Source organism: Micromonospora sp. WMMD754, from assembly GCF_049315235.1.
GTDB classification, from domain to species: domain Bacteria; phylum Actinomycetota; class Actinomycetes; order Mycobacteriales; family Micromonosporaceae; genus Micromonospora; species Micromonospora sediminicola.
Map to the genome: position 1 here is coordinate 3167183 of NZ_CP186058.1, position 26553 is coordinate 3193735.

30 protein-coding genes are annotated in these 26553 nt (G+C 75.3%); 15 read left to right on the forward strand and 15 right to left on the reverse strand.

Annotated elements, in window-relative coordinates:
* Positions 1-26 precede the first annotated feature (26 nt).
* Genes ACN27B_RS15385 through ACN27B_RS15405 form a run of 5 tightly spaced genes read left to right on the forward strand, consistent with a single transcriptional unit; the run spans position 27 to position 2871 of the window.
* Complete coding sequence (locus ACN27B_RS15385; protein ID WP_099164758.1) at positions 27-275, forward strand: hypothetical protein; 249 nt, start codon at positions 27-29, stop codon at positions 273-275.
* Between the two features lie 9 nt (positions 276-284).
* Positions 285-590 (forward strand): DUF6403 family protein, encoded by a 306-nt coding sequence (locus tag ACN27B_RS15390; RefSeq protein ID WP_099162399.1) that lies wholly within the window; start codon positions 285-287, stop codon positions 588-590.
* Positions 587-1939, forward strand: coding sequence for a hypothetical protein (locus ACN27B_RS15395; protein ID WP_422745627.1), 1353 nt, complete (start codon positions 587-589; stop codon positions 1937-1939). The genes ACN27B_RS15390 and ACN27B_RS15395 overlap by 4 nt, the downstream gene beginning before the upstream one ends.
* Positions 1936-2274 (forward strand): hypothetical protein, encoded by a 339-nt coding sequence (locus tag ACN27B_RS15400; protein WP_422745629.1) that lies wholly within the window; start codon positions 1936-1938, stop codon positions 2272-2274. The genes ACN27B_RS15395 and ACN27B_RS15400 overlap by 4 nt, the downstream gene beginning before the upstream one ends.
* Before the next feature lie 48 nt (positions 2275-2322).
* On the forward strand, positions 2323-2871 hold the full coding sequence (locus tag ACN27B_RS15405) for a hypothetical protein (protein WP_422745631.1): 549 nt from the start codon (positions 2323-2325) through the stop codon (positions 2869-2871).
* A gap of 27 nt (positions 2872-2898) precedes the next feature.
* Here the strand turns inward: ACN27B_RS15405 and ACN27B_RS15410 are convergent, their stop codons facing one another.
* Entirely contained in the window at positions 2899-3465 is a 567-nt protein-coding gene (locus tag ACN27B_RS15410) for a snapalysin family zinc-dependent metalloprotease (RefSeq protein ID WP_091581260.1), read from the reverse strand.
* A gap of 134 nt (positions 3466-3599) precedes the next feature.
* Between ACN27B_RS15410 and ACN27B_RS15415 the strand changes: the two genes are divergently transcribed.
* Positions 3600-3962 (forward strand): globin, encoded by a 363-nt coding sequence (locus tag ACN27B_RS15415; protein WP_422745633.1) that lies wholly within the window; start codon positions 3600-3602, stop codon positions 3960-3962.
* A 6-nt stretch (positions 3963-3968) separates the two neighbouring features.
* Here ACN27B_RS15415 and ACN27B_RS15420 read toward each other — a convergent pair whose 3' ends face one another.
* Entirely contained in the window at positions 3969-4736 is a 768-nt protein-coding gene (locus tag ACN27B_RS15420; protein WP_422745635.1) for an SDR family oxidoreductase, read from the reverse strand.
* A gap of 101 nt (positions 4737-4837) precedes the next feature.
* Between ACN27B_RS15420 and ACN27B_RS15425 the strand changes: the two genes are divergently transcribed.
* The 5 genes from ACN27B_RS15425 (at position 4838) to ACN27B_RS15445 (ending at position 10584) form a co-directional block, all read left to right on the forward strand.
* The gene (locus ACN27B_RS15425; RefSeq protein WP_099162396.1) at positions 4838-5686 is read left to right on the forward strand and encodes a helix-turn-helix transcriptional regulator; all 849 of its coding nucleotides are present in this window, start codon (positions 4838-4840) and stop codon (positions 5684-5686) included.
* A 133-nt stretch (positions 5687-5819) separates the two neighbouring features.
* A complete protein-coding gene (locus ACN27B_RS15430; RefSeq protein ID WP_099162395.1) occupies positions 5820-6533 on the forward strand; it encodes a hypothetical protein in 714 nt (237 codons plus the stop codon).
* Between the two features lie 13 nt (positions 6534-6546).
* Positions 6547-6807, forward strand: coding sequence for a hypothetical protein (locus tag ACN27B_RS15435; RefSeq protein ID WP_091581243.1), 261 nt, complete (start codon positions 6547-6549; stop codon positions 6805-6807).
* Positions 6804-7220 (forward strand): hypothetical protein, encoded by a 417-nt coding sequence (locus ACN27B_RS15440; RefSeq protein WP_422745638.1) that lies wholly within the window; start codon positions 6804-6806, stop codon positions 7218-7220. Before ACN27B_RS15435 ends, ACN27B_RS15440 begins: the two co-directional genes overlap by 4 nt.
* 43 nt (positions 7221-7263) lie before the next feature.
* Complete coding sequence (locus ACN27B_RS15445; RefSeq protein ID WP_422745640.1) at positions 7264-10584, forward strand: ATP-binding protein; 3321 nt, start codon at positions 7264-7266, stop codon at positions 10582-10584.
* 347 nt (positions 10585-10931) lie between these two features.
* On the opposite strand, the gene ACN27B_RS15450 is transcribed toward ACN27B_RS15445, so the two are convergent.
* From ACN27B_RS15450 to ACN27B_RS15460, 3 genes are read right to left on the reverse strand one after another with little or no spacing between them, the layout of a single operon-like run.
* Positions 10932-11789, reverse strand: coding sequence for an ABC transporter permease (locus tag ACN27B_RS15450; protein WP_422745642.1), 858 nt, complete (start codon positions 11787-11789; stop codon positions 10932-10934).
* The gene (locus tag ACN27B_RS15455) at positions 11786-12799 is read right to left on the reverse strand and encodes an ATP-binding cassette domain-containing protein (protein ID WP_099164755.1); all 1014 of its coding nucleotides are present in this window, start codon (positions 12797-12799) and stop codon (positions 11786-11788) included. Before ACN27B_RS15455 ends, ACN27B_RS15450 begins: the two co-directional genes overlap by 4 nt.
* Positions 12800-12826: 27 nt before the next feature.
* Entirely contained in the window at positions 12827-13381 is a 555-nt protein-coding gene (locus ACN27B_RS15460) for an NADPH-dependent FMN reductase (protein WP_099162391.1), read from the reverse strand.
* 112 nt (positions 13382-13493) lie between these two features.
* Between ACN27B_RS15460 and ACN27B_RS15465 the strand changes: the two genes are divergently transcribed.
* Positions 13494-13997 (forward strand): GNAT family N-acetyltransferase, encoded by a 504-nt coding sequence (locus ACN27B_RS15465; protein WP_099162390.1) that lies wholly within the window; start codon positions 13494-13496, stop codon positions 13995-13997.
* 30 nt (positions 13998-14027) lie between these two features.
* On the opposite strand, the gene ACN27B_RS15470 is transcribed toward ACN27B_RS15465, so the two are convergent.
* The 6 genes from ACN27B_RS15470 to ACN27B_RS15495 form a co-directional block, all read right to left on the reverse strand.
* Complete coding sequence (locus ACN27B_RS15470; protein ID WP_099162389.1) at positions 14028-15011, reverse strand: aldo/keto reductase; 984 nt, start codon at positions 15009-15011, stop codon at positions 14028-14030.
* Positions 15012-15127: 116 nt separating this feature from the next.
* Entirely contained in the window at positions 15128-15982 is an 855-nt protein-coding gene (locus tag ACN27B_RS15475; protein WP_099162388.1) for an aldo/keto reductase, read from the reverse strand.
* A 135-nt stretch (positions 15983-16117) separates the two neighbouring features.
* The gene (locus ACN27B_RS15480) at positions 16118-16657 is read right to left on the reverse strand and encodes a DUF1697 domain-containing protein (RefSeq protein ID WP_098743504.1); all 540 of its coding nucleotides are present in this window, start codon (positions 16655-16657) and stop codon (positions 16118-16120) included.
* A gap of 37 nt (positions 16658-16694) precedes the next feature.
* Positions 16695-17450, reverse strand: a complete 756-nt coding sequence (locus ACN27B_RS15485; protein ID WP_422745986.1) for an FkbM family methyltransferase — start codon at positions 17448-17450, stop codon at positions 16695-16697.
* 13 nt (positions 17451-17463) lie between these two features.
* Complete coding sequence (locus ACN27B_RS15490) at positions 17464-19131, reverse strand: sulfatase (protein ID WP_422745646.1); 1668 nt, start codon at positions 19129-19131, stop codon at positions 17464-17466.
* Positions 19128-19943, reverse strand: coding sequence for a CDP-alcohol phosphatidyltransferase family protein (locus ACN27B_RS15495; protein ID WP_422745648.1), 816 nt, complete (start codon positions 19941-19943; stop codon positions 19128-19130). The genes ACN27B_RS15490 and ACN27B_RS15495 overlap by 4 nt, the downstream gene beginning before the upstream one ends.
* A 143-nt stretch (positions 19944-20086) precedes the next feature.
* On the opposite strand from ACN27B_RS15495, the gene ACN27B_RS15500 reads away from it, so the two are divergent.
* Complete coding sequence (locus tag ACN27B_RS15500; protein ID WP_422745650.1) at positions 20087-21685, forward strand: LuxR C-terminal-related transcriptional regulator; 1599 nt, start codon at positions 20087-20089, stop codon at positions 21683-21685.
* Here the strand turns inward: ACN27B_RS15500 and ACN27B_RS15505 are convergent.
* Together ACN27B_RS15505 and ACN27B_RS15510 are read right to left on the reverse strand one after the other, a co-directional pair.
* The gene (locus tag ACN27B_RS15505; RefSeq protein WP_099162386.1) at positions 21624-22763 is read right to left on the reverse strand and encodes an oxalate decarboxylase family bicupin; all 1140 of its coding nucleotides are present in this window, start codon (positions 22761-22763) and stop codon (positions 21624-21626) included. The genes ACN27B_RS15500 and ACN27B_RS15505 overlap by 62 nt on opposite strands.
* Positions 22760-22993: a hypothetical protein gene (locus tag ACN27B_RS15510; RefSeq protein WP_091581179.1), complete on the reverse strand. Its 234-nt coding sequence runs from the start codon at positions 22991-22993 to the stop codon at positions 22760-22762. Before ACN27B_RS15510 ends, ACN27B_RS15505 begins: the two co-directional genes overlap by 4 nt.
* Before the next feature lie 103 nt (positions 22994-23096).
* On the opposite strand from ACN27B_RS15510, the gene ACN27B_RS15515 reads away from it, so the two are divergent.
* A complete protein-coding gene (locus tag ACN27B_RS15515; protein ID WP_422745653.1) occupies positions 23097-23600 on the forward strand; it encodes an ArsR/SmtB family transcription factor in 504 nt (167 codons plus the stop codon).
* Positions 23601-23634: 34 nt separating this feature from the next.
* Positions 23635-25098 carry a serine hydrolase domain-containing protein gene (locus ACN27B_RS15520; RefSeq protein WP_422745656.1) on the forward strand — a complete coding sequence of 488 codons (1464 nt, stop codon included), beginning with the start codon at positions 23635-23637 and terminating at the stop codon, positions 25096-25098.
* 86 nt (positions 25099-25184) lie between these two features.
* Here ACN27B_RS15520 and ACN27B_RS15525 read toward each other — a convergent pair whose 3' ends face one another.
* Both ACN27B_RS15525 and ACN27B_RS15530 read right to left on the reverse strand, forming a co-directional pair.
* On the reverse strand, positions 25185-25691 hold the full coding sequence (locus ACN27B_RS15525; RefSeq protein ID WP_422745658.1) for a hypothetical protein: 507 nt from the start codon (positions 25689-25691) through the stop codon (positions 25185-25187).
* 157 nt (positions 25692-25848) lie between these two features.
* Entirely contained in the window at positions 25849-26553 is a 705-nt protein-coding gene (locus ACN27B_RS15530; protein ID WP_422745660.1) for a YqeB family protein, read from the reverse strand.

The window sequence follows — 26553 nt, forward strand, 5'->3', positions numbered from 1 at the left end:
CAGCGGGTGGTGGGCAGGATGTGCGGGTGCATCCTCACGACCCGTACCAGCCGGATCCGTACCAGCCGCACTATCCGCCGCAGTACCCGCCGCCGGGGTACGCGCCGGAGCCGGAGCCGGACGGGATCAACTGGACGACCGTCCTCTGGGTCGCGGTGCCGGCGATCCTGGTGATCCTGTGCTGCGCCGGGTGCGTGGTGTCGGGGATGGCGGGCGCGTTCATGGACGGCTTCCAGGAGGGGTACTCGTCGGCATCGCTGGCGGCGGTCCGTTAGACAGGGATCATGACCTTGAGCGTGCTGCCCTGGCTGGGCGGGGGTGTCGTGGCGGTGGCCGCCGGCTTCGTCGCCGCGCTGCTGCCCCGGCGCCGCGCCCGCGCCGAGGACCGGCGGGTGGCCTGGTCGTCGGCGCGGGCGGCGATCCACGACGCCGGCGTCAGCCGGGACGCCGCCCGGACGCCGGTGCCCGAGGCGGAACGGCTGCTGGCCCGGGCCGAGCTGCTGGCGGCCGCGCGCGGCGGCGCGGACGCGGCCCACGAGGCCGCCGACCACGCCCGCCGCGCCGACGAGCTGTGGCGGGACGGCCGGTGACCGTACGGCGGGAGGTGCTGCGCTGGTCGCTGCTGGTGGTCGCGGTGGCCGTGCTGGCGGTGTTCCTGGTGGCGCAGCGGCAGAGCGTGACGGTCAGCTACGGGCGCTCGCCGTCGTCGGCCACGCTGCCCGCTGAGGGTTCCGCCGGTGAGTTGAGCGACGCCACGGTCCCGTCGGTCGAGGAGATGACCGCGTTGGTCGCGGCCGACCCGGTGGTCCGGCTGCCCGGTGCGGTCGCGCGCTGGGACGAGGCCCGGGTCCGGGCCGCCATCGGCGGTGACGGCACCCGGATCCTGGTCGCGCCGCCCGGCCTGGACGAGGCGGAACGCAAGCGGGTGAAGGACGTGCAGAACGCCACCGTCCGGATCGTCGGCACCGAGGTCAGCGGCGGCCCCTACCTGGCCACCCCGGACGACCTGCCGGGCTGGCGGGCGCAGTTCGCCACCGGCGACGTGACCGGGCAGGTGCTCGCGCTGCTCGCCGGGCTGCGCGAGCAGCCCGCCCCGGCGGACCGCGACGACCTGCGGTGGCGGGAACCGACCGCCGCCGAGCTGGCCCCGGTCACCGCCGCGCTGCGCGCCACCGGCCGGTACGTCGGGCCCGGCGCCACGCTGCCCCGGCTGCCGGAGGACGACGCGCGGGACGCGTTCCCGGGCGGGGCCTGGTTCGTGGTGCTGCCGGCCCAGCCGTACGGGACGCCGCTGCCGGCGTACGGGCCGGCGCTGCACCGGCTCGCCCCGGATCGGCCGGTGGTGGTGATGTACGGCGGCTGGATCGAGTACCACGGTCCCGGCGCGGCGGACTTCGCCGAGGTGGCCGGCGTCAGCTTCTACGCGCAGTACGGCGGCCGGCTCAGCCGCTACGACTATCCGCAGCTCAACGTGCTCGGCGCCTACCTGGCGCGGGTGACCGACGTGCGCTACGCGGGGCTGTTCGACAGGCCGCTGCCGTACCGGCCGTTCGACCCGCTGCGGGTGGCGCTGCCGGCGCTGCCCTGGCTCTTCGCCGGCTGCGTGGCCGGGTTCGTGGTGCTGTCGATCCGCACCGTGCGCGGCGCGGGCCGGAGCCGGCCGGGCGACGTCGGGCCGGATGGCACGCCGGCCCGGTTGGCCGGGCTCTCCGCGCTGGCCGTGGAGCTGTCAGTGCTCACCGACGCCCGCAGCGACCCGGCGCTGGTGCGGGGCGTCGGTCGGCTGCGCGCGGCCCGGTACGCGCTCGACGACGGCCTGCCCGACCGGCACGTACGCGGGCTGCTGGCGGACGCGGCGGCCGAGCTGGACCGGGTGGCCCGGGACGTGCGGATGCCCGGCTACCGCCCGGACGTCTACCTGCGGGGGAGGCTCTCGTGACCGCCGTCGCGCGCCGGCTGCTCGGCCGGCTGGTCGGCACCGCGTTCGGCCGGGCGGTGCTGGCCTGCCTGGCGCTGGCCGGGTGGGCGCTGTGGTCCGGCGGCGTGTTCGACGGCCCGGTGGCCCGGCACGTGCGGGCGTCGTCGGTCTACGCGGCGCCCGGCGTCGACCTGGACCGGACCGCGGCCGAGCGGGTCGTCGGCAACCGCCGGCTGGTGGTGCTGCTGATGTCGCCGGGAGCGGACCTGCGCGAGGCGTGCGCCGACACCGAACGGGTTACCGGGGGCACGCTGGTGCTGGCGATGAGCCGCGACGGCGACGACTGGGACACCTAGGGCTGTTCCCGGGTCGGTGGCGACAGCCCGCGCGACATCGGCCGGTCGATGGTCACCGAGACCGTGATCAGTCAGGGCGCGGACGCGTTCGTGGACCGGCCGATCGAGGCGCTGAAGGTGATCGTGCTCAACTACGACCGGCTGGTCCGCACCGGCCTGCTGCCCGACGGCGCCCGGACGATCAGCCCGTCGCTGCCCCGCTACCTGCTGGCCGGCGGCGCGGTCGTCGGCGTGGTGGCCGGCGCGGCGGCGCTCTGGCTGGGCGGTCGGCGGGCCGGGCGGCTGGCCGACGCGCGCCGGGCCGGGCGGGACGCGCGCGCCGATGAGCGGGCCGCGCTGGGCGCCGCGACGGCGGTGCTGGCCCAGCAGATCATCGATCTGGACCGGACCGGCGGGCCGGGCTACCTGCGGTTGGCCGGGGACTACGTGGGGCTGCTCGACGAGGTGTCCGACCCGGACTCCGGGGACTCGGTGGGCCGGCTGCGCGACCGGGTCGAGGAGCTGAGCCGGCGGGCGTCGGACCTGGCGGCCGACGCGGCGGCCGGCGGGACGGCCGGGAGGAACCGGGCACGGACGCGCGGACGGGGCCGGCGGTGACCCGCCGACCCCGTCACCGGTGCGTCGTCAGCGACCGGCGCCGACCACGGTGGCGGCCGGCCAGCTGCCGCTGAAGACCTGGGCGGGCGTCGCGCTGCGGGCCGCGAAGCCGAACAGCGAGTCGACCCGGGCGGCCTCGGTGGAGCTGGGGTACGGGTTGGTGCAGCTGGTGCCGGCGCTGCCGCCGGACATCAGGATGGCGCAGTTGCCGTTGTAGTTGTCCGGCAGGCCGAGGATGTGGCCGATCTCGTGCGTCATGATGCGCAGCGGCGAGTACTGCTGGGCCTGGTAGTAGTCGATGACCACGCGGCCGTTGCCGAGGCTGGTGCGCTGGGCGTACGACCCGCCGCCGTAGGTGTAGTAGATCATCAGGTTGGACCCGCACTGGGCCATGTTGATGTTGTTGGTGCGGTTGTTCCAGATGGACGCCGCCTGCACCGCGTAGCTGGCGAACGGGCCGGCCTGGCTGGTGTTGTAGCAGACGTTGCGGACGGCGGCGGAGGCCGGTGCCGGGTTGACGGCGACCGCGCCCAGCGCCGCGAGCGTCGCGGCCGCGAGGGTGGCGAGGATCCGGGACAGCTTCGGCGTACGCATGGTTCACACTCCTTGGGGTGGGGGGTGAGCGGAACGCCGCCAGCCTATAGATAGGCATCCATCGATATCAAGGTCTGTGCTGAACTGATCGGGGTCGATCGTCCGTACCCCTGGTCGTGCGGACGACGGAGCTGGTGACCTGTTCCCGCGAGCCCCGCGACCGGCTCGGCCCGGTCGCCGTACGCGAGGCGGTGCACCGCTGGCTGCGGCTGGTAGCGGCCGACGCGGAGCTGGCCCCGTACCTGCTCGGGGTGGACCGCCGGCGGCTCGCCGCGGTGCTCGCGGACCGGCTGGGCGCGGCGCTCGGAGTGGTGCGGCGGGGTCCCCGCCCCACGCTTGGGGTGGAGGCGGGGGCCCTGCTCGACAACCGGTCGCTGACCGAGGAGCAGCGGTGGCGGGTCCTCGACTATCTGGCCGCCGCGCTCTGGGTGCTCGACCTGCCGGTCCGTGCGATCGTCGACGCGCAGCGGGCGGTCGCCGGTCTGCTCCGCGCCTGACCGGGCTCAGGTCGCGGCGTGCGGGTCCGCCGCGTTGAGGGTCGCCACCACCTGCGCGTAGTCGCCGCGCGCCTCGGCGTGGCGGAGGAACTTCACCCGCTCGACCTGGATCTCGGTGGCGTCCGGCCGCGCCTCCAGCAACGCCACCACCTCGGTCACGAACTCGTCCAGCGGCATGGCGAACTCGCTGGTCTCCTGCCCCGGCAGCAGCCCGGTCCGCACGGCCGGCGGGACCAGCTCCAGCACCCGTACGCCGGTGTCGGCCAACTGCAACCGGATCGACTCGCTGAGCATGTGGATCGCCGCCTTCGAGGCGTTGTAGCTGGGCGTCACCCGCAACGGCACGAACGCCAGGCCGGAGGAGACGGTGACGATGGTCGCGTTCCCGCGCCGGGTCAGGTGCTCGACGAACGCGCCGATCAGCCGGATCGGGCCGAGCACGTTGGTGGTCACCACCTCCTCGGCCGAGGCGAGGAACGTCTCGGGCGAGCGCCAGTCCTCGATCCGCATGACGCCGGCCATCGCGACCAGGACGTTGAGGTCGGGGTGCCGGGCCAGCACCTGTTCGGCCGCCGTCGCGATGCTCGCCGGGTCGGTGGTGTCGATCGCGACGGTGTCCAGGCCGGGGTGTTCGGCCGCGATCTCGTCGAGCAGTTCGGTACGCCGGCCGCCGACGATCACCGTGTTGCCCCGGTCCTTCAGGGCGAGCGCCAGCGCCAGGCCGATCCCGCTGGTGGCACCGGGGATGAAGATCGTGTTTCCGGAGATGTCCATGCCGCCAGCATGGTGCGGCCGGACCCGGGCGGTGAAGAGATCGCCGATCGGGGGATCGGGGATCCCTGGTTCGCGTCCGACGGCGGCCGGATACTCGGATCATGGACCGCGCAGCCCTGGCCGACTTCCTCCGCCGACGCCGCGAGACCCTGCGCCCCGGCGACGTCGGGCTGCCCGAGGGCGCCCGGCGTCGCGCGCCCGGCCTGCGGCGGGAGGAGGTCGCCGCGCTCGCCGCGATGTCCACCGACTACTACACCCGGCTGGAGCAGCGGCGCGGGCCGCAGCCGAGCCCGCAGATGCTGGCCGCGCTGGCCCGGGCGCTGCGGCTGACCGGGGACGAGCGCGACTACCTGTTCCGGGTGGCCGGACACAGCCCGCCGGAGCGGACGGCGACCCCGACCCACGTCGCGCCGGCGCTGCTGCGGGTGCTGGACCGGCTGGCCGACACCCCCGCCCTGGTCCTGTCCGACCTGGGCGAGACGCTGGTGCAGAACCGGCTGGCCGCGGCGCTGCTCGGCGACCGGACCGGCCACACCGGCCTGGCCCGCAGCGGGATCTACCGGTGGTTCACCGATCCGGCCGAGCGGGAGCGCTACCCGGAGGACGACCGGGAGCGGCAGAGCCGCGCCCAGGTCGCGAACCTGCGCGCCGCGTACGGGTCGATGGGCGCCCGGTCGCGCGCCGGCGAGCTGGTCCGGGCGTTGCGGGCGGTGAGCCCGGAGTTCGCCGAGCTGTGGGAGCGGCACGAGGTGGCCCAGCGCTTCGCCGACCACAAGACGCTCGTCCACCCCGAACTCGGCCCGATCGAACTGGACTGCCAGGTGCTCTTCACCGAGGACCAGTCGCAGGCGCTGCTGGTGTTCACCGCGCCGCCGCGCAGCGAGGCCGCCGAGAAGCTGCGGCTGCTCGGGGTGCTCGGGCACGAGAGGTTCCCGTCCTCCGCCTCGTGAACCCGGCACAGGAACGGTCGTTCACGCCGCCGGGAATCCCCGGCTTTCCTGTCAACCTCCCGTCACGCAGCGTGTTTTCCTGATCCCTTCCGGTCGATAGCGTCGGGGCACTGCCGTCGACGAAGGGCCGACGATGAACGACAACGGACACCCGCTCGACCGTCGGCGACTCCTCGCCGGCGCGGCGGCGGCCTCGGCGGTCACCCTGACCGGCCTGGCCGTCGCCTCCACCACCGGTGCCGCGGCGGCGGCGCCGGCCCGTCCCGGATCGCCGCTGATCACCCGGGACCGGATCGCCACCGCCGCGCTGCGCGCACCCGACGGGTCCGCGCCCGCGGTCGCCGTCCAGGCCGACTTCCACGCCCGGCTCACCGCCTGGCTCGCGTTCTGGTCGGCGAACTCGCCCCGCGCCTGGAGCGCGCCCGTGCACGTGGTCGCCCGGATCGAACCGGCCGGCGACGCGCTGGTCCTGCACGCGATCCGCCACCGGCGCGACGACGAACTGCACGCCGGCTTCGCCGCCGCCCGGCGGGACGCCGCCCACCTGGCCACGCTGGCCAGCCTGCACCACCACTTCCCCAGCGTGCGGGTCCGGCCGGACGGCACGGTCCGCGTCGGCGACGGGGCGGCCGGATTCACCGGCACGCCCGAGCAGGTCGCCTTCGCGGTCGCCGCCTGCCGTCAGCTGTGGGGCGACGCGGCGGCCACCGCCACCCGCTGGCCGGAGCACGCCGGGCGGGTGCTCGCCCGCGTCGGGCAGCCCGCCGACCCCGCCTCGCACGTCGGCTGGGCGGCCTTCACCCGGACCAGCCTGCGTCGCGGGCTGGGCACCGAATCGTACGAGTGACCGGAGGTAGCACATGGCCCGCAACGAGTTCCGCTTCGTGGTCGACGGCGTCGACCTGACACCCGACCAGCAGACCCTGATCGCCGGCGAGATCCAGAAGGCCGGCCTGGCCGCGCTGGGCACCGCCAACGCCAAACTGACCAACCCGCTGACCCTCGGCCACGGCAACATCAAGCTGCGCCCCGAGTGGTACGGGCTCTGGGTGCTCGACGGCCCGTTCGCGCAGGACCTCGGCCAGAAGATCAACGACATCGGATTCTGGATCCAGCGGTGACCGACGCCGCCCGACCGGCCGGTCCGCCGGAGCGGATGTGCCCGAGCACCCCGGCGTCCAACGCCACGGTGTTCCTCGGCATGATCACTCCGGCGGGCCGGGTGGCCTACGTGACTCCGGCCGTGCCGGCCGAGGTGGCGCTCGCCGGGGCCGGCGACTCGGACGAGCCGATCGAGAGCCGGGTCCGGCTCGCCGGCCCCTGCGTCACCTCGTCCTGCGGCTTCTGGACCGGCTCGCACTGCGGGCTGGGCGCCCGGATGGCCGCCTCGTACGCCGAGACCGCCCCGCCCGCCGAGGAGACGCTGCCGAAGTGCGCGATCCGGCGTACCTGCCGCTGGTTCGCCGAGCAGGGACCGGCGGCCTGCCCGGCCTGCTCCCACGTGGTCACCGACGCCCGGCAGCCGATGGGCTGAGCGACGCCGCGGTGTCGGACCCGTCGACTACCGTCGGGAGGTCATGGAGCCGCGGTTCGGCGAGGGGATCATCGGGCGGGAACATCCCGCGGGTCTGCTGCGCGCCGAGGTCGACCGGGTGACCACCAGCCACGGCGGCCTGGCCCTGGTCACCGGCGAGCCGGGCATCGGCAAGACCACGCTGGTCGGCGCCGCCGCCGACCAGGCCCGCCGGCGCGGGGCGCTGGTGCTCGGCGGCGCGTGCTGGGAGTCCGACACCGCCCCCGACTACTGGCCCTGGATGCAGGTGCTGCGCCGGCTGGCCCGCTCGGCCGACGACTGGGCCCGCGCGCAGGAGGCCGCCGGCGTCGGGCTGGCCGCCCTGCTTGGCGGGCCGGCCGCCGACGACCCGGCCGGGCCGGCCGACGACACCGGGCCGGCCGACGACGGGCGGGCCGAGTTCGACCGGCACGACGCGGTGACCACCGCCCTGGTCGCGGTGGCCCAGCACCGGCCGGTCGTGGTGGTCCTCGACGACCTCCACTGGGCCGACCCGGCCTCGCTGCGGCTGCTCCAGTTCGCCACCCAGCACACCTGGTTCGAGCGGCTGCTGCTGATCGGCACCTACCGCGACGCCGAGGTCGAAGCCGGCGACCACCCGCTGCGGCCACTGCTGCTGCCGCTGACCGCGAAGGCCACCACGATCACGCTCACCGGCCTCGGGCGCGACGAGGTGGCCGCCCTGATCACCCGCACCGCCGGTCGCGAGCCCGACGCCGACCTCGTCGACGAGGTGCACCGGCGCACCGGCGGCAACCCGTTCTTCGTCGAGCAGACCGCCCGGCTCTGGCACACCGACGGGCTGGCCGACACCATCGCCCCCGGCGTACGGGAGGCGGTGCGGCGCCGCCTCGACCAACTGCCCGCGCCGGTGGTCGAGGCGCTCACCGTGGCGGCCGTGCTCGGTCGCGAGTTCCACCGTCAGGTCCTCGCCGCCTGCGTGCCCGCCCCGGCCGCCCAGGTCGACCGGCTGCTCGACCGGGCCGCCGCCGCCCGCCTGGTGCTGGCCCTTGGCGGCGGTCGGTTCGCGTTCGTGCACGACCTGGTCCGCGAGACGCTCTACGACGGCCTCGCCGAGGACGAGCGGCGGGCCCGGCACGCCGCCGTGGTCCGGGCCGTCGACCGGTCCGCCGCGGTGACCGACCGGCTCATCCCGGCCGACCTGGCCCGGCACGCCTGGCTCGCCGGGGCCGAGCTGGACCCGGCACGCGCCGGTGACCTGCTGCTGGCCGCCGCCCGCGACGCGAGCGGCCGGCTGGCCGTGGAGGAGTCGGTCCGGCACTTCCGGCGTGCGCTGGAACGCGCCGACGAGCCCGCGCGCCGGGTGCGGGTGCTGCTGGAGCTGGCCGGGCTGCTGCACCACGCCGGCACGCCGGGGGAGGCCGAGCGGCTGCTGGTCGACGCCGCCGCGCTGGCCCGGGGCTCGGACGAGCCGGCCGTGCTGGCCCGGGTGGCGCTGACCGCCCACGGGCAGCACTCGGCCACCCGCCGCCGGCTCGACGCCGACGCGCTGATCCGCGAGGCGTACGGGCGGTTGATCGGCGAACCGGAGCCGGACCGGTCCACCGGAGCCCTGGTCACCGACCTCATCACCGCCACCGAGACGCTCGCCCGGCACGGCCGCGACGACGAGGCGCTCACGTTCAGCCTGTGGGCCCGCCACGACACCACCTGGGGGCTCGGCACCGCCGAGGAACGGGCCGTGGTCACCGCCGAGATCCGGGAGGTGGCGCGCCGCACCGGCGACCGGGACACCGAGTTGTGGGCCACCTCGCTGCGCTGGGTCGCGTTGCTGGAGCTGGGCGACCCGGGCTACCGGCACGAGCTGACCGCGTTCGTGGCCGGCTGCCGCGAGGGCGACGTGGCCCGCCAGCGGATGGCGGCGACCGTCGACAGCGGCATCATCGCCGCCCTGCGGGGCGACTTCGCCGGCGCGGAGTCGTGTTACGCCGAGATGGAGGGCTACGGCGAGTGGGAACACTCCGACCACGCCTTCATGGCACACCACCTGCGCTGGGCCCTGCTGCTCCTGCGCGGGCGTCTCGCCGAGGCCGAGGCCCTGCTCGACCAGGCCGGCGCGGGTCACCCGCAGGTCGAGCTGCTGCGCGGGATCACCGCCGCCGAACGCGGCGACACCGCCACCGCGCTGCGGCTCACCGCCGAGATCGAGGCCGCCGGCACTGCGTACCCCCGGCCCGTGTCGCCGGTGTGGCTGCGCCTGCGCGCGCAGGCGGCGGCGGTCGACGGCGACCCGGGTCGCTGCGCCGAGGTGCGGGCGGCCCTGGCCCCGCACCGGGGCCGGTGGATGGTCGCGCTGTTCGGCTGCGACGTGGCCGGCCCGGTCGACCTGTGGCTGGCCGGTGTGGACGCGGCGCAGGGCAGGTGGGACGACGCGGTGGCCGGCTACGTGGCGGCCCGCGACGCCGCCGACCGGCTGGGCGCGCGCCCCTGGTCGGTGCTGGCCCGGGCCGGGTTGGTCACCGCGCTGACCGGGCGCGGCGGGCCGGGCGACGCGGCCGGGGCGACCCGGCTGCGCGCCGCGGTGGTGGCCGAGGCGCGGGCGCTGGGCATGCCCCAGGTGGTCGACCGGCTGGGGCCGGCGGACGCCTTCGGCGACATCTCCGCCCGGACGACGGGGTTGTCCCCGGGTGGCGCTGCCCTCCCCGCGACGGAGCTGTCCGGGGGCGGGCGGGTCGAGGAGCAGGGCCGCGACACGCCGACGCCGGGGGTCGGTGGCACCGGCGTAGCTCCCTTCGGTGTGGACGGAGTCGACCCGGGGTGGCCGGAGTTCCGCCCGGACGGGCCGGTGTGGCGGCTCGCGTGGGCGGGTGTCGTGGTGCACCTGCCCGATGCCAAGGGCCTGCACGACCTGCGGCTGCTGCTGGGCCGGCCGGGCGTGGACGTGCCCGCGATCGACCTGCTCGACCCGGCGGCCGGGCCGGAGCTGGTCGCGGCCGGTCGGCTCGGCGCCGATCCGGTGCTCGACGACGAGGCGAAGGCCCGCTATCGGCAGCACCTGCGGCGGCTCGACGACGAGATCGACCGGGCCGCCCGGCGCGACGACGAGCGGCGGCTGGCCGCCCTGGACGCCGAGCGCGCCGCCCTGCTCGACCAGTTGCGGGCCGCCGCCGGGCTGGCCGGGCGCAGTCGCCGCCTCGGCGACCAGGCGGAGCGGGCGCGCAAGGCGGTGACCGGCCGGATCCGTGACTCGCTGCGCCGGATCGACCAGCGCCACCCGGCGCTCGCGGCTCACCTGCGCGAGTCCGTCACCACCGGCAGCACCTGCCGCTACCTCCCGCCCGAGCCGATCTCCTGGCGCCTCTGATCCGGCGCCCGCCGTCTCGGTCTCGGCGATCTTGGAGTTGTGGCTCCCGAAGTACCCACTTCTGTCGGATATGGCAGGTGCCACAACTCCAAGATCGATGAACTGCATCACGCTGCCGGCTACCGGTGGAGTTGGCGGGGTGGGGGTCCACGCGCTACGAGCCCGGCATGCGCCATCTCTCGGCCCGGCGAGCCCGTCTGCACGGGGCGAGCCGGCGGAGTCAGCCAGCACTCGGGCGTGTTCGTCGCGCGGGGTGAGCCCGTACCCCCGTGTGAGCCGCGGCGTGCGACGAGCCGCGTTCGCCGCCTCGGCCGGGCGGTTCGGCCGAGGCGGCGACGGAGCGGACGTCAGCGGCGGTTGTAGCGGTACATGGTCAGGGAGCCGAAGACCGCGACGAAACCGGCGCTCCACAGCAGCAGCCACATCGTGTTGGTGGCGTCCATCGAGCCGCCCATCGCGGCGCGCACCGAGGCGACCAGGTGGGTGACCGGGTTGACCTTGACGAACGCCTGCAACCAGCCCGGCATGGTGGACGGGTCGACGAACACGTTGCTCAGGAACGTCAGCGGGAACAGCACCATCATGCTGACGCCCATCACCGACTTCTCGCTGCGCAGCACCAGGCCGAAGAACGTCCACACCCAGGAGAACGCGAACGAGAAGACCACCAGCAGGCCGATCCCGGCCAGCACGCCGGGCGCCCCGCCGTCCGGGCGGAAGCCGAGCACCAGGCCCACGGCGAGGATGACCAGGGCGGCCAGCACGTAGCGCAGCACGTCCCCGAAGATCATCCCGACCAGCGCCGCCGGCCGCCACACCGGCAGGGTGCGGATCCGGTCGAAGACACCCTTCTCGATGTCGTTGTTCAGGCCCACCCCGGTGTACATGGTGATCATCACGACGCTGGTCACCATGATGCCCGGCAGGAAGAACTGGAGGTACGCACGCGGGCTGTCGGCGAGCGCGCCGCCGAACAGGTACGTGAACATCAGCACCATGATGATCGGGAACGCGGTGACGTCGAACAGCTGCTCGGGTACGTGTTTGATCTTCAGCATGGCCCGCCAGCCGAAGGTCAGCGACGCGGAGAGCGGTCCCGGCCGGGCCGGTCGCTCACCGGGGGCGAGCACTGTCGCCAGCGCCTCGGCGGAGGGCACGTAGACGGACGGCGCCCGCCCGGCGGTGGTCGTCGCGGTGTCGCTCATCGGGCCGCCTCCAGCTCGTCGTCCCGCTCGTCCGTCGAGACGGCCGGGTGGTCGGTCAGGGCCAGGAACACCTCGTCCAGGCTGGGCTGGCCGAGGGAGAAGTCGTCGACGACGATGCCGGCCCGGGCCAGCTCGCCGAGGGCGCGGGCGGCCTGCTCGCCGGCCTCCAGGTCGGTGCCGTCCTCGCCGACCCGCGCGGTCAGCGCCACCGGGTCCGCCGCGAGCTGCACCGGCACGCCCAGCGTGGTCCGCAGCACCTGCTCGGCCCGGGACCGTTGCCCGGCGTCGCGCAGTCGCACATGGACGGTGCCCGAGCCGACCGACGACTTCAGTTCGCCCGGGGTGCCCTCCGCGATCACCCGGCCGTGGTCGACCACCGCGATCCGGCCGGCGAGCTGGTCCGCCTCGTCCAGGTACTGCGTGGTCAGCAGCACGGTGGTGCCGTGCGCCACGACCGCCCGCACGATCTCCCACACCTGGTTGCGGCTGCGCGGGTCGAGCCCGGTGGTCGGCTCGTCCAGGAACAGCAGGTCCGGCGTGTTGAGGATGCTCGCCGCGATGTCGATGCGCCGCCGCATCCCGCCGGAGTACTTCTTCACCTGCCGGGCCGCCGCCTCGGTCAGCCCGAACGCGGCCAACAACTGGTCGGCCCGGTCCCGCGCGGCCGGCCGGCCCAGCCCGAGCAGCCGGCCCAGCAGGACCAGGTTCTCCGCCCCGGTCAGGTCCTCGTCCAGCGAGGCGTACTGGCCGGTCAGGCTCACCCGGGCGCGGACCGCGTCGGCCTGGGTCACCACGTCGTGGCCGAAGACCCGGGCCGTGCCGCCGTCGGGGCGCAGCAGCGTGGCCAGCACCCGTACCGCGGTGGTCTTGCCCGCGCCGTTCGGCCCGAGCATCCCGTACACGGTGCCGGCGGGGACCCGCAGGTCCAGTCCGTCGAGCGCCCGGGTCGAGCCGAACGACCGGACCAGGCCGTCGGCCTCGACGGCCAGGCCGGTGTTCCGGTTACTCATGATCACTACCTCTCTCCGTGGGTGTTCTCAGCAGGCGTACGGGCGGGCCGCGCGACCGTCGCGCAACGCCAGGCCCCACCAGCAGAGCTCGTCGAGGAGCAGCCGGACGTCCTGCCGGAGCCGTTCCTCGGCGTGCCCGGTGGGCTCGCCGTCGAGCAGGTCGACGCCGACGGTGTCCCGCACGGTCGTCGCGTGCAGCGCGGTGAAGACCGTCCGGAGCTGGTCGACCGCGTGCAGACCGACCGACCGGCAGCCGTACGAGACGAAGCCGACCGGTTTGGCCTGCCACTCGTCGTAGGCGACGTCGATCGCCTGTTTCAACGAGGCCGGGAAGCTGTGGTTGTACTCGGGGGTGACCACGACGAACGCCTCCGCCCGCGCCACCCGCCCGGCGAACTCCCGCATCGCCGGCGTCGGCTCGGCGGGCAGGGCGGTCGGCAGGTCGTACCCGGCGAGGTCGATCTCCTCCACCACCAGCCCGTCCCGGCGGCGCGCGTGTGCGGCGAACCAGCGACCGATCCGGTCACCGACCCGTCCCTCCCGAGTGCTGCCGATGAGCACGGCGAGCCGTAACGGCGTCATGTCGCCCTCCCTCGCTGCCAGCCTCATCCCTACGGCGCCAGACCGGGCGCGACGGTCCGCCAGATCAAATCTGGCGGGACACCTGTCGGGGGTGTCTGGTGCAATCGGGCGCATGGCAGAGGTACGCATCGTCCGGTGGGGCGTCGACGACCTGGCACTGCTGCGAGCGCTGAACGTCCCGGAGGTGCGGGCGCACACCGGCGGCCCGGAGACCGATGAGCAGGTGCGCGCCCGGCACGAGCGCTACCTGCGTGGCCCGGGCCCGCGCAGCGGGAACATGTTCACCGTGGTCACGCCGGACGGGACGAGGGTGGGCAGCGTCGGCTTCTGGCCGCGTGAGTGGCGCGGCGATCAGGTGTACGAGATGGGCTGGGCGGTGCTCCCGGCCCATCAGGGGCGGGGCCTGGCGACGGCGGCGGTGCGCGCGGTGGTCGCGGCGGCCCGGGCGGCGGGTGACCGGCGCTTCGCGCACGCGTACCCGTCGGTGGACAATCCGCCGTCGAACGCGGTCTGCCGCAAGGCCGGGTTCACGCTGCTCGGGGAGACGGAGTTCGAATACCCGCCGGGTCGCCTGATGCGCTCGAACGACTGGCGGATCGACCTGACGGCCGGGTGACCGCGACGGGCCACCCGGCCGGACGGTCGGTCAGCGGGCCGCGTCCAACCGGGCCCGCTGCTCGGCGGTCAGCTCCAGGTCGACCGCGCCCAGGGCCTCGTCCAGTTGCGCGACCGAGGAGCAGCCGACCAGCGGGATCGCCGGCAGGTCGCCGCCCATCAGCCAGGCCAGCACCACCTGGTTGACCGTGGCCCCGGTCTCGTCGGCCACCGCGCGCAGCGCCGCCAGCCGGGCCGGGGTCGACGGCAGGGCATACTCCTCGCCCAGCCGCTCCGACTTCACGTACGCCCCCTTGAGCAGCGGCGAGTACGCGACGAGCGTGAGCCCGGGCTCGGCCCGCAGGTAACTGGCCAGGTCCGGGCCGACCCAGCCGACGTCGCCGTCCGGGTCCAGCGCGTTCGGCAGGTCCACCCGCGACGGCAGGTAGCTGCGGTGGTACTGGAGCACCTCGTACCCGGGCAGGCCGGCCGCGGCGGCGATCGCGCGGGCCCGCTCGACCCGCCAGGCGCGGTGGTTGCTCGCGCCCAGCAGCCCGACGGTGCCCTCGGCGACCAGCTCGGCGAAGCCCTCCACGGTTTCCCGCAGCGGGACGTCGTGGTCCTCGATGTGGGCGTAGAGCAGGTCGATCCGGTCGAGCCCGAGCCGCTCGCGGCTGCGTTCGGCGGACTCGCGGATCACCTTCGCCGACAGGCCCTCCGCGTTGTCGAGGTAGCTGGTGCCGGGCGCGAGCGGACGGGCGCCGAGCTTGGTGGCGAACACCACCTCGTCGCCCACCCCGCGGCTGCGCCGCCAGCGGCCGAGCAGTTCCTCGCTCTCCCCGCCCTGGCCGCCGTTCTGCCAGAAGGCGTAGTTGTCCGAGGTGTCGACGAACGTGCCGCCGGCCTCCACGTAGCGGTCCAGGACGGCGTACGAGGTGGCCTCGTCGGTGGCGGTGCCGAAGAGCATCGCGCCGAGGCTGAGCACGCTGACCTCGCGGCGGGTGGCCGGGTCGGTGCCGATGGTGCGGTAGCGCATGGTGTTCCTCCCCGTCGGAGCGTTTCCGGCCACCCTGCCCCTTCGAGTGCGCGCGAAGTCAAACGCGACGGAGGGGCCCCGGTTCCCCGGGGCCCCTCCGTGACGTGTCCGACGGCTCAGCTCGGCACGTAGTCGAACGTGTCCGGGTTCGGGCCCTGCCGGCCGGCCTCGCCCCGGCCCAGGCCGGTGAGCCGGTCCATCGCGGCGTCGTCGAGCGAGAAGTCGAAGATCGCGAAGTTCTCCTCGATCCGCTTCGGGGTGGTCGACTTCGGGAAGACGATGTCGCCGCGCTGCACGTGCCAGCGCAGCACCACCTGGGCCGGGGTCCGCCCGACCTCCTCGGCGATGTCGACCACGGTCGGGTCGTCGAGCACCTTGCCCTGCGCGATCGGCGACCACGCCTCGGTGAGGATGTTGTGGGCGCGGTCGTACGCGCGCACCTCCTCGTTGCCGAAGTAGGGGTGCGCCTCGATCTGGTTGACCGCCGGCACCACGTCGGCCTCGGCGGCCAGGCGCTCCAGGTGCGCGACCTGGAAGTTGGACACGCCGATCGACTTGACCTTGCCCTCCCGCTGGAGGTCCTCCAGCACCTTCCAGGTGGAGACGAAGTCGCCGTCGTAGAGGGTGGGCAGCGGCCAGTGGATCAGGAACAGGTCGAGGTGGTCGAACTTCATCTCGCGCAGCGACTGCTCGAACGCCTTGCGGGCGTCGTCCGGGCGGTGGAAGCCGTTGTTCAGCTTGCTGGTGACGAACACCTCGTCCCGGTCCAGCCCGGAGGCGCGCACCGCCTGCCCGACCTCGGCCTCGTTGCCGTACATCTGGGCGGTGTCGATGTGCCGGTAGCCGATCTCCAGCGCGGCGCCGACCGCCTGCGCGGTGTCCTTCGGGTCGATCTGGAACACGCCGAAGCCGAGCTGCGGGATGGTGTTGCCGTCGTTGAGCGAGATGTCCGGAACGCGGTTGGCGGCCATGTCGATTCTCATCTCCGATCGTTCGGGGGTGCTCGGGAGCGCTTCCACGCGGTGGCTCCCGGAGCGTGCCACCCGGTGTCTCTACCCGCTCGCCCCGCGTCCTCACGGCCTCGGGACGGTGATCTGGGACAAGCCTCAGCCGGCGGTGAGGTCGCGCAGGGCCAGCACCGACTTCCAGTTGCGGACCGTCGCCGCCACGCCCAGCACCTTCTCCAGGTAGGTGTTGGTGAACTTCGTCCGCCCGTAGCGGCCGGTCGGGAAGTGCAGGTGCACCTCCCGACCGGTCAGCGCGTACTCCATGTCCTCGCCGGCGGGCACGGCCAGCTCGCGGGCCCGCGCCGGCGCGGGCGCGGCGGACAGGAACGCCACCAGCACCCGGGTCGGGTCGTCCTGCCGCCCGGCGTACGGGCTGGCGTCGACCACGGCGGCCAGCTCGCCCGCGTCCCGCACCAGGACCGGCACCCGCAGGCCCAGCTCGTCGGCGAGACGCTTCGCGATGCCCTCGGCGAGGACCTCACCGTCGGTGGGTGGGCTGGTGAACACCACGTTGCCGCTCTGCAGGTAGGTCTTGACGTCGGTGTGCCCGAGGTCGGTGACGAGGCGTCGCAGGTCGGCCATCGCCAGTTGGGCGTTGCCGACGTTGACACCCCGCAGCAGGGCGGCGTAGCGGGCCATCGATCCTCCTCGCGGCGGCGGTCCGGCCCAGCCTAGGTCAGGCGGAGGCCAGACGGGCGTAGACGTCGCCGGAGCGGCCGGTCGGGCGGTACGTCTCCAGCAGCCGCACCAGGCCGTCCGCGTCCAGCCAGCGCTCGGCGGCGAAGCGCATGGTCTCCACCGGCGAGAAGTTGTAGCGGTAGCCGCCCGCCCGCGCGCTCAGCCGCTCCACGAGGTCGAGCGCGGCGAGCGCGGCGTCGTGCGCCGGCGGGAGGTACTCGAAGGAGAGCCCGCGCACCGGCCGGCTGAGCCCGGACAGCACGTCGACCTCGAAGCCCTCGACATCGACCTTGCAGAACGCCGGCTCGCCGTGCCGCGCGACCAGGTCGTCGAGCGTCACCACGGGCACCTCGACCGACCGGTCCCACCGGACCTTGGCGAAGCTCGGGTCCGCCGTGACCGAGTCGATCCAGGACGACGACATGGTGGACACGGTCGGCGTGGCGGAGGACAGCTCCAGCCGCGCCTGCCCGGCCCGGGCGCCGACCGCGGTGGGCTCGATCACGACCCCGTCGTCCCGCCCGAAGGCCAGGCGCAGCACGCGCAGGCAGTCCGGCTGCGGCTCGACCGCGACCACCCGCGCGCCGAGCCGCCGCCAGGTGCGTACCCGCCCGCCGACGTGGGCGCCGATGTCGAAGCCGAGGTCGCCGGGGGAGAGGAACTGCCCGTACAGCTCCCGGGCGCGCCGGTGCTTGGCCGGCTGGCCGTGGTAGATGGCCAGGGAACGGGTGATCCCCCAGGCCCGCGCGAGCATCGTCACGACATTCCTAACTGTGAGTGCGGGACTGCGGTCCGAACGTCCGCAGGAAGCGGTCGCGGAACGACTCCATCGGCCAGACCGGGGCGTCCGGGGCCGGGTTCAGGCCGTCCTGCCAGCCCCACCCGGAGATCCGGTCGAGCACGGCCGGGTCCTTGGCCACGATCGTGATCGGCACGTCCTTGTCGGCCCCCTCGCCGGTGATCGACCGGGCCGGCTGGTGGTCACCGAGGAAGACCAGCACCAGGTTGTCGTCGCCGTACCGCTGGACGTAGGAGATCAACGTGCGCAGCGAGTAGACGATCGACTTCCGGTAGGCCCGGCGGGTGCCCTCGTCCGCGCGGGGGGCGCGGTTGGTGCCGGCGAAGACCGACCCGTCACCGAGGTCGTCCCAGTCGACCAGCTTCGGCACCGGCGACCACGGGATGTGGCTGGACAGCAGCGGGATCTCGGCCATCACCGGGGCGTGCCCGGGTCCCCGCTCCGCGCGCTGGAACGCCTCCAGGGTGAACTGGTCCGGCGGCGAGGAGAAGCTGAACGTCGGCCCCCGGTAGCCGAGATCCTCGGCGCCGTAGACCCGGTCGGGGGCGAAGAAGTCGGCCTCCGGCCAGGCCCGGGTGAGCGCCGGCATGACCAGCGAGGTCCGCCACCCGGCGCGCCGGAACGCCCCGTTCAGGGTCAGGCGGTCGCTGCGCACCAGGTTGGTGTAGCGCAGCTGGTTGTCCGCCCGGATGCCGGTCATCAGCGTGGCGTGCGCCAGCCAGCTGCCCCCGCCGGTGGTGGACGAGGTGAGGAACGCGCTGCGGCTGCCGTAGCCGGCCGCGCGCAGTTGCCGCGTCCCGTCGTCGAGGACGGCGTCCACCTCCGGCGCCAGCTCCGGGTCCTCCACCGCGACCCGGCCGTAGCTCTCCACGAACGTGACCAGGACGTCCTTGCCGCGCAACCCGGTGAGCAACTGGTCGCCCGGGGCGTCCTGGAACGGGTCGCCGGCGAGCTGGGTGCGCAGCCGCTCCTGGTCGTGCAGACCCGAACGCACCTGCCCGGCGCGGTCGTACACGCCGGTCGCGACCGTGTCGGCGGCGACCGGCAGACCCGGGACGACCTGCGCGCCGAGCACGGCGCAGACCACCCAGGCGGCCGCGAGCGCGGTGGCGGCGCGGGTGCTCGCGACCCGGTGCCGGGCCGCGACGCCGGCCAGCCGCCGCACCGACAGCGTGACCAGCACCGGTACGGCGACGACCGCGGCCACGGCCGCGACGACCGCGACCACCTGGGCGGTCCGGCCGTAGGACTCGGCGAGGAACTCCGCCCCGGCGGCGAGGAAGGCCCAGTCGGCGATCAGGTCGAACGGGCGGTCGAGGACGGTCGAGAAACCGAGGTCGACGATGGTCAGCACCAGGACCAGGCCGAGGAGCGCGCCGAGCAGCGTGGCCAACACCCGGCGCGGCCGGGCCGGCAGCACCAGCAGCAGGGCGACCGCGACCAGCCCCTCCACCGGGATCCGGAGGAACGCGGCCGGGGCGAGCAGGTCCACCTCGTTCGGCAGGGTCAGGGCGACCAGCACGAGCACGGCGGCCAGCGCGGTCACCACCAGGGCCGGCACGCGCCGTCGCCGAGGCGCCGCGCCGTCCGTCGGGGTCTCGTCCCGCTGCGGGCGGGACGGTTCGTCGTGGGTCACGGCCGCCGCGCCCCGACCTCGGCCGGACGGCGGGTGACCAGCACCCGGGTGCCCGGCTCCCACTCGGCGCGGGGGGCCACCGGCGCGGGGGAGACCGGAGCGGCCGGAAGCGACGCCCGCCGTGCCCGGTGCCGCCACAGCCACCACACGTCCCGGCCGAAGGACTCGACCAGCAGCGCGAGCGCGCCGACCACCGCCGCGACGGCCAGCGGCACGGGCAGCGCGTCCGCCGCCACCACCGCCAGCACGATGCCCTGCACGGCCGCGACGGTCTTGCGCCAGTAGCGCGGCGGCAGCGTGCCGTTCAGCCACGGCAGCACCCAGCCGGCCGCGACGAAGGCGTACCGCATCGCGCCGATCACCAGCACCCAGGGGCCGACCTGGTCGGCGACGTGGACACAGAGGACCAGGACGAGGAAGGAGTCGGCCTCCATGTCGAAGCGGGCGCCGAGCGCGCTGACCGTGCCGGTGCGCCGGGCCACCTGGCCGTCGACCCAGTCCAGGGCGAGCGCGACGGCGGTCAGCCCGACCAGTGCCGGGACCGACACCGGTCGGCTGAACGAGTCCACCACCAGCGCGGTCACGCCGCCGGCCAGGGTGGCCCGGCTCAGCGTGACCCAGTCGGCCGGCCCGAGCCGGCGTCCGCCCGAGCGCCGCAGCCCGTGGCTCAGCGCCGCGACCATCACCACCCCGCAGAGGAGGCCGGCCAGCCAGCCGTAGCGGCCCAGGCCGACCGTGCCGTGGAGGCCGGCGAGCACGCCGACCTGGAGAATCGCCCCCGCGAATGGATCAGTTCGGACCGCAGACACCATGCCTCCGAGGTAGACGTCATGACCACACGTGTGTACGCAGAACATGCCCGTTCGGTTCGTTGTGATGCCGGAAACTCACGATCACGAGTGGCTTTCATGTGAAACGTCCATCCGGCCGGGCCGCCCGTGGTTGATTCGGTGCCGTGCCCGGACCCTACGGCGCGGCCGACCCGCACCGCCACGCCACGCTGCTGGCCGCCGCCGACCGGCTCGAACTCGCCGGGCGGACGGCCGAGGCGCGGGACCTGCTCGCCGCCGAACTCGCCGCCGACCGGGCCGGCGCGGCCGATCGTGCCCTGCTGCGCGGGCGGCTCGGCGCCGGGTACGGCCACGACCACCCGGCCGCCGCGCTGACGTACCTGGGTCTGGCCCGCTCCGGCGTGCCGCCGGAGCGCCGGGCGTGGTCGCGCGCCACCGAGGCGTGGGTCGCCGCGCGGGTCGGCCACCCCGACGCCGACGCCCTGCTGCGCTCGGCGGGCCGGGCACGCGCCGCGTACCCGGCGCCGGCCGCCGCCGTGCGGCTCACGCTCGCCCGGGCCGCCCGCGCGCTGGCCACCGGCGCGGTGCCCACCGCCGGCGACCTGCTCGCCGCCGTCGACCCCCACCACCCGGCGGTACGCGGGGAGGCCGTCGCGGTCCGTCTCGACCGGATCGAGGTCCAACTCGCGCTCGGCCGGTACGAGGACGCGGCGGCGGCGCTCGACGCCGCGTACCCCGATCTGCCGGCGGTGGCCTGGCCGGCGCTGACCGCCTGGTCCTGCCGGCGACTGCTCGCGGCCGGTGCGCTGCCGGAGGCGGACGCCCGGGCCCGGCTCGCCCTGGACCGCCCGGCCGTCCCGCTCGGCGTGGAGGCCCGCGCCGCCCTGACGGCGGTACGCGTCGAGGTGGCGTACCGGACCGGGCGGCCGGAGCGGGCGCGGGCGCTGCTCGCCGACGCCCGACCGGCCCGGTCCTGGCCGGACCGGATCCCGTACGCGTCGCTCGGCCTGGCCGCCGCCGGCGACCCGGAGCCGGCGCGGCACCGGGACCTGCTCCGCGCCGTCGTGGCCGACCTGACCCGCACGGCGCGTCCGCTGCTGGCGGTCGCCCAGTACGGCCCGCGTCTGGTGCAGGCGCTGCTGCTGCTCGGTGACGCCCGCCGGGCGAGGGCGGTGGCCGACCGCCTCGCCGAGGTGACCGGGCGGACCCCCGTACCCCTCTGGTCCGGGCTGGCCGGGCACGCGGACGGCCTGGTCCGCCGCGACCCGGAGGCGCTGCGGGCGGCGGTGCGCGCGCTGCGCCGGGCCGGCGCCCGGCCGGCGCTGGCCGACGCCCTGCTCGACCTGGCCCGGTCGCCCCGGGTCCGGCTGCCCGAGGCGCGCGGGGCGGCGCGGGAGGCGGCGGCGGTGTACGGGCGGTGCGGCGCGACCGGTGACCAGGAGACCGCCGAGCGGTGGGACGGGCATCTCGACGTCACCCGCCGCCGTCCGGCGCCCCGGCCGCCCGGGCACGGCGTGGCCGCGCTGACCGCCCGGGAGGCCGGTGTCGCCGACCTGCTCGCCGCCGGGGCGACCAAGCAGCAGGTGGCCGGCCGGCTGCACCTGTCGGTCCACACGGTCGACACCCACGTCCGGGCCGTCTACGCCAAGCTGGGCGTGCGCAGCCGGCTGCAACTGGCCCGACTGTGGGACGCCCGCCCGGTCAGCGCACCACCGGACGCTTCTCCCTCGGCAGCGCCTCGATCATCTCGCGGGGCAGGTTGAGCGTCGCGGCGCTGATCTCCGCCGGCAGGTTCGCCATCCACTGGGTCAGCGAGATGTCCTCGAACCGGGGCTTGCGGAACATCTCCAGGAACACCAGCGGCTCGTCGCCGAGGTTCTCGATGTAGTGGCCGTAGGCGAACGGCACGTAGCCGACGTCGCCGGCCCGGAAGTCGAACGTGCGGGCCACGCCCGTGCTGGCGAACACGCCCATCCGGCCGTGCCCGGAGATCCAGTACTGCCACTCGTCGTCGGTCGGGTGCCAGTGCAGCTCGCGCAGGCCGCCCGGCTCGATCTCCACCAGTGCCGCGCAGATCGCGGTGGAGGCGGCGAAGTTCGCCGAGTCGGCGATCCGGACGGTGCCGCCGGGGAAACGCTGCGGGGCCTGGGCGAGCAGCCGGTGCTTGAACGTGCGGGGCACGTCGCCGGTCGGGCTGACCACCCGGTCCTCGGTCAGTGGCGGCGGCACCTCGCCGGGGAAGATGTACTTCTCCCGCTCCGGCAGGCTCTCCATCTGCTCCATGGTCCAGCCGAAGTTCTTGGCCAGCACGCTCCGCGGCGTGTGCGCGAAGAAGTCGCTGAGCAGGAACGTGCCGTTCTCCGAGAACGCGCCGTCGTCGAAGACCAGCAGGAACTCCACCCCCTCGTCGAGGGCCTGGATGTGGTGCGGCACGCCGTGCGGGAAGAACCAGAGGTCGCCCTGCCGCACGTCGTCGAGGAAGTTGCGGCCCTCCTGGTCGACCGCGCCGATCCGGCAGCTGCCGGAGATGACGTACGCCCACTCGGCCTGCTTGTGCCAGTGCAACTCCCGGTACGCCCCGGGCTCCAGCGCCATGTCCACGCCGGCCAGTTCGGTGGCGATCGGCAGCTCCCGCTGGGTCACCTCGCGGGTCCAGCCGCCGCGCTCGATCCGGGTGTGCGCGTCGGAGAAGGAGAACTTCAGGTTGGGCAGCGTGCCGGAGTCGGTGGGCGGCGGCGTCAGCACGTCCGGGTTCTCCCGGTCCCGGGTCACGTCGCGCGGTCCCGTGTCGCGGCTTCCGGCGCCGGCGCGTACCGGCTGGGGCGGGTCGGCGGAGGTCATGCTCGGCTCCTTCGGTAGGTCGGTGCGGTGCGGACGGGACGGGGCGCCCGGAGCAGCGCGCGGGTGGCGGCCGGGCCGTCGCGCAGCGCCACCGCGACCGGTACGCCGAGGCAGGTCAGGCCGACGGCGGCGGCGGCCCAGGGGAGCCCCGCGACGGCGAGCGCGGCGGCGGCCAGCAGCAACGCGGCGAGCCGGCGGCGCAGCCCGGCCGGTGGGGAGACGTCGGTCATGCGCCGATCGTCCGGCGGAGGACCGGGGGCCCACATCACGTGTTCACGGGATCCCGGATTCCTCCACTTGCACGTAGCTACGTACTTACGTACCTTGGTGGGCGTGGCGAGTGTGGAGGAACGGCTGGCGGCCCTGGAGGCGCAGGTGGCGCGGCTGGTCGGTGCGGCACCGCCGGCCGAGGCCGACGACACCGCGCCGGAGGACGTGTTCTGGGCGCTCGCCGGCCTGAAGCGGCGGGTGCCCGCCGACGGCCCCGGGGCCGTGCTCTACACCGGCACCGTCCGCACCGCCGACCGGCACTACGACTGGCAGTACGGCGCCACCGTCGACGACCTGCTCGACGGCGACTGGCCGGCGCTGGCCGGCACGCTCACCGCGCTGGCCCACCCGGTTCGGCTGCGACTGCTGCGGGAGATCCTCGGCGGCCGGCACGGCACCGCCGAACTGGCCGACCTCGACGGCCTCGGCACCACCGGGCAGCTCCACCACCACCTGCGGCAACTCGCCGCCGCCGGCTGGCTGCGCAGCGGCGCCCGCGGGCGCTACGACATCCCGCCCGAGCGGGTGGTGCCGCTGCTGGCCATCCTCACCGCCGCGCGCCGCTGACCGACCCCACCCCACCCCGACGGGAGGCAGCACCATGCGTACCCCGACCGTCCTCACGGTCGCCGCCGGCCTCGTGGCCGCGGCCGCCGCGACCGGCCTGGCCCCCCGGGCCCCCGAACTCGGCCGGCAGCAGACCGGCGACGCCGAGTTGGCCGCGACCGTCCGCGCCGCCGTCGACGACCCCGAGGGCCTGCGCGGCCTCGCGGTGGCCTCGATCGAGGACGGCCGGATCCGGGTCGCCGGTCTCGGCGACCGGGCACCGGGCGGGCCGGCCGTCGAGCCGGGCACCCCGTTCGAGATCGGTTCCGTCGGCAAGCCGCTCACCGGCATGCTCCTGGCCCACCAGGTGGCGTCCGGCGCGGTCCGCCCCGACGACCGGCTCGGCACCGTCCTGCCGGGCGTCACCGGCCCGGCCGGCGAGGTCACGCTCGCCGAACTCGCCAGCCACCGCTCCGGGCTGCCCCGGCTGCCGACCGGCCCGTCCACCTGGGCCGGAGCCTGGTGGACGTCGCTGACCGCCGGCAACGCCTACGCCGGCGACGACGTGGACCGCGTCGTGGCCGACACCGCCGGGCTCGAACCGGGCGACGGGCGCGGCGCGGTCTCCTACTCCAACCTGGGCATGTCCCTGCTCGGCCAGGGGCTCGCCGCGCGGGCCGGTGTCGGCTACCCGGAACTGGTCGGGCGGGACGTGCTGCGGCCACTGGGCATGACCGCCACCGTGGTCGCCACCGGGCCCGACCAGCTACCCGCCGCTCCGGCGGAGGGCGCCACCGCCGGCGGCCGGCCCGCCGACGCGTGGGTGGGCGCCGGCTACGCCCCGGCCGGCATCGGCGTCTGGTCCACCGCCGAGGACCTGGCCCGGCTCACCGCCGCGATGCTCGCCGGCACCGCGCCCGGCGTCGACGCCGCCACGCCCCGCTTCGACGCCGGGGGTGACCGTCGGATCGGCTACGGCTGGTTCACCAGCCGGTACGGCGACCGGGAGATCGTCTGGCACAACGGCGGCACCGGCGGCTTCCGGGCGTACGTCGGCTACGACCGCGCCGCCGACCGGGGCGTCGTCGTGCTCGGCAACACCGCCCGCGACCTGGACGCGCTCGGCCTGCGGCTGCTCGGGGTCACCGGCGACGCGGCGAGCGAGTCGACCGGCCTGCCGGGCTGGATCGGCGGCGGGCTCGCGCTGGCGTTCACGTTCCTCGGCGGCCTGTCGCTGTGGAGCGTCGCCCGCCGCGGACCGGACCGGACCACTGTGCTCTCCGCCGCCGTCTGGGCGGTGCTCTACCTCGGCCTCGCGCACCGGCTCGGCGACTGGTCGGTGGTCCCGGGCTGGCTCTGGCCGCTCGGCGCGGCGCTGAGCGGGGCGGCCCTGGTGCCCGCCGTCCGGCGGTGGCGGGACCTGCCCGTCGTCGCCGGCGCGCCCCGCTGGCGGCGCGCCACCGGCGCGGCGCTGTCCCTGGCCTTCGCCGGGCTGGCGGTGGCGGTGATCGCCGCCTGACCACCCACCCGGCTTTGAGATCTTGGTACGGAACCGCCCCTGGAGGGGCGCTTTCGTACCAAGATCTTCGCGGGGTGCGGGGTGGGTCAGGTGGGGCGGCGGGGTGGGAGGCCCAGGGCGGCGCGAACCTGGGCGGCCGTCCGGTCACCGGTGTGCGCCTCGGCGGCCTTGATCTCGCGGCGCAGCGCGGCGCTGCTCCCGGCTCCGGCCGCCCGCTTCCAGTGCCGCAACGCGATCTCGTGCTCGGCGAGCAGCGCGGTCATCGGCGCCTGCACGGCCGCCGGCCAACTCGTGCCCCGGAGCTGCTCCGCGCAGGCGGCATTGGCGGCGGCGACCGCACCGGCCCGCTCCCGCACCGTCCGCCACTCCCGACCGGCCTTCATCGCTTCCGCCAACTCGTCCCGCGCGATGTCGTACGGCGCGACCAGCGACAGGTAACGCCCCTTCGCCTCCTTGACGGTCAACGGCGCCGGGGAGGTCGGCGGGGCGCTCGACGGCGGCGGCAGGGCGACCTGTTCGGTCCCACCGCCGCAACCGGTGAGCAGCAGTGCCACGGTCAGGACCAGGGCCGGAGGTGCGAGCCGAGGACGCACGGGGCCTCCCATCGGGCGATCGGGGGCCCCGAGTGTAGGCCGCCCCGCCCCGCCCCGCCGCCCGCCGCCCTGCCGCGACGACCAAGGAGTTCGCGTCGAGGGCGAGCACCCGATCCGACGCAAACTCCTTGATCGACGGGGGCGGCGTGGTCCGGGGTCAGTGGTTTCGGGGGTGGGGGACCAGGCGCCAGTATTGGCGTTTTCCCTCGTCGCGCACCACGACGCCGAGCCGGGCCAGCTCCCCGTGCAGCTCCCGGGCCTCGTCGCCGTGGCCGCCGTCGACGGCCCGCTGCCGGGCCCGCAGCAGGGCGTCCGCGCCGGGTGGCAGCCCGGGCAACCCGGCCACCCACCGCCGGTAGGCGTCCCGGTGCGGGTCCTGCCCGGTCCACGGCCAGCCCTGCCGGGTGAACGCCGCGCGCAGCCGCTCGGCGCTCAGGTCGGACCGCTCCCGGGCCAGTTCGCCCCCGGCGTCGTCCAGCAGGACCAACGCCTTGCCGTCGACGAACACGCCGGTGACCCCGGCCCGGGCGACGTCCCGGCCGTGCCCGTCGCGGTGCAGCCGCACCGACCGGTGGCCGACCGTCACGGCCAGCCGCTCCCGGGCTCCCAGGAACGCCAGCACCACGCCGGCCAGCGCCGCCACACCCGCGCCGACCGGGTACGCCCGCTGGTCCGGCCACCGGTCGAGCAGCTCGAACACGCCCTGGAAGGGGAACCAGGCCAGCCCGGCGATCCAGCCGGACACGGCGGTCAGCCCGGCGCCCAGTCCCGCCCCGAGCAGCGGGAACCCGACCCACATCAGCACCAGCTCGCCGGGCCCGCCGTCGACCACGACGACGTCGCCGGGCTCCCGGGCCGCCAC

What these genes read in the sequence shown, in the direction of transcription:
- ACN27B_RS15495 (WP_422745648.1), bottom strand. Translation starts at nt 19,943, where the DNA reads ATGGTGTCTGCGGTCCGAACTGATCCATTCGCGGGGGCGATTCTCCAG.
- ACN27B_RS15390 (WP_099162399.1), top strand. Translation starts at nt 285, where the DNA reads ATGACCTTGAGCGTGCTGCCCTGGCTGGGCGGGGGTGTCGTGGCGGTG.
- ACN27B_RS15445 (WP_422745640.1), top strand. Translation starts at nt 7,264, where the DNA reads ATGGAGCCGCGGTTCGGCGAGGGGATCATCGGGCGGGAACATCCCGCG.
- ACN27B_RS15405 (WP_422745631.1), top strand. Translation starts at nt 2,323, where the DNA reads ATGGTCACCGAGACCGTGATCAGTCAGGGCGCGGACGCGTTCGTGGAC.
- ACN27B_RS15450 (WP_422745642.1), bottom strand. Translation starts at nt 11,789, where the DNA reads ATGAGCGACACCGCGACGACCACCGCCGGGCGGGCGCCGTCCGTCTAC.
- ACN27B_RS15455 (WP_099164755.1), bottom strand. Translation starts at nt 12,799, where the DNA reads ATGAGTAACCGGAACACCGGCCTGGCCGTCGAGGCCGACGGCCTGGTC.
- ACN27B_RS15420 (WP_422745635.1), bottom strand. Translation starts at nt 4,736, where the DNA reads ATGGACATCTCCGGAAACACGATCTTCATCCCCGGTGCCACCAGCGGG.
- ACN27B_RS15435 (WP_091581243.1), top strand. Translation starts at nt 6,547, where the DNA reads ATGGCCCGCAACGAGTTCCGCTTCGTGGTCGACGGCGTCGACCTGACA.
- ACN27B_RS15510 (WP_091581179.1), bottom strand. Translation starts at nt 22,993, where the DNA reads ATGACCGACGTCTCCCCACCGGCCGGGCTGCGCCGCCGGCTCGCCGCG.
- ACN27B_RS15425 (WP_099162396.1), top strand. Translation starts at nt 4,838, where the DNA reads ATGGACCGCGCAGCCCTGGCCGACTTCCTCCGCCGACGCCGCGAGACC.
- ACN27B_RS15410 (WP_091581260.1), bottom strand. Translation starts at nt 3,465, where the DNA reads ATGCGTACGCCGAAGCTGTCCCGGATCCTCGCCACCCTCGCGGCCGCG.
- ACN27B_RS15465 (WP_099162390.1), top strand. Translation starts at nt 13,494, where the DNA reads ATGGCAGAGGTACGCATCGTCCGGTGGGGCGTCGACGACCTGGCACTG.
- ACN27B_RS15505 (WP_099162386.1), bottom strand. Translation starts at nt 22,763, where the DNA reads ATGACCTCCGCCGACCCGCCCCAGCCGGTACGCGCCGGCGCCGGAAGC.
- ACN27B_RS15480 (WP_098743504.1), bottom strand. Translation starts at nt 16,657, where the DNA reads ATGGCCCGCTACGCCGCCCTGCTGCGGGGTGTCAACGTCGGCAACGCC.
- ACN27B_RS15430 (WP_099162395.1), top strand. Translation starts at nt 5,820, where the DNA reads ATGAACGACAACGGACACCCGCTCGACCGTCGGCGACTCCTCGCCGGC.
- ACN27B_RS15520 (WP_422745656.1), top strand. Translation starts at nt 23,635, where the DNA reads ATGCGTACCCCGACCGTCCTCACGGTCGCCGCCGGCCTCGTGGCCGCG.
- ACN27B_RS15470 (WP_099162389.1), bottom strand. Translation starts at nt 15,011, where the DNA reads ATGCGCTACCGCACCATCGGCACCGACCCGGCCACCCGCCGCGAGGTC.
- ACN27B_RS15475 (WP_099162388.1), bottom strand. Translation starts at nt 15,982, where the DNA reads ATGGCCGCCAACCGCGTTCCGGACATCTCGCTCAACGACGGCAACACC.
- ACN27B_RS15460 (WP_099162391.1), bottom strand. Translation starts at nt 13,381, where the DNA reads ATGACGCCGTTACGGCTCGCCGTGCTCATCGGCAGCACTCGGGAGGGA.
- ACN27B_RS15485 (WP_422745986.1), bottom strand. Translation starts at nt 17,450, where the DNA reads ATGCTCGCGCGGGCCTGGGGGATCACCCGTTCCCTGGCCATCTACCAC.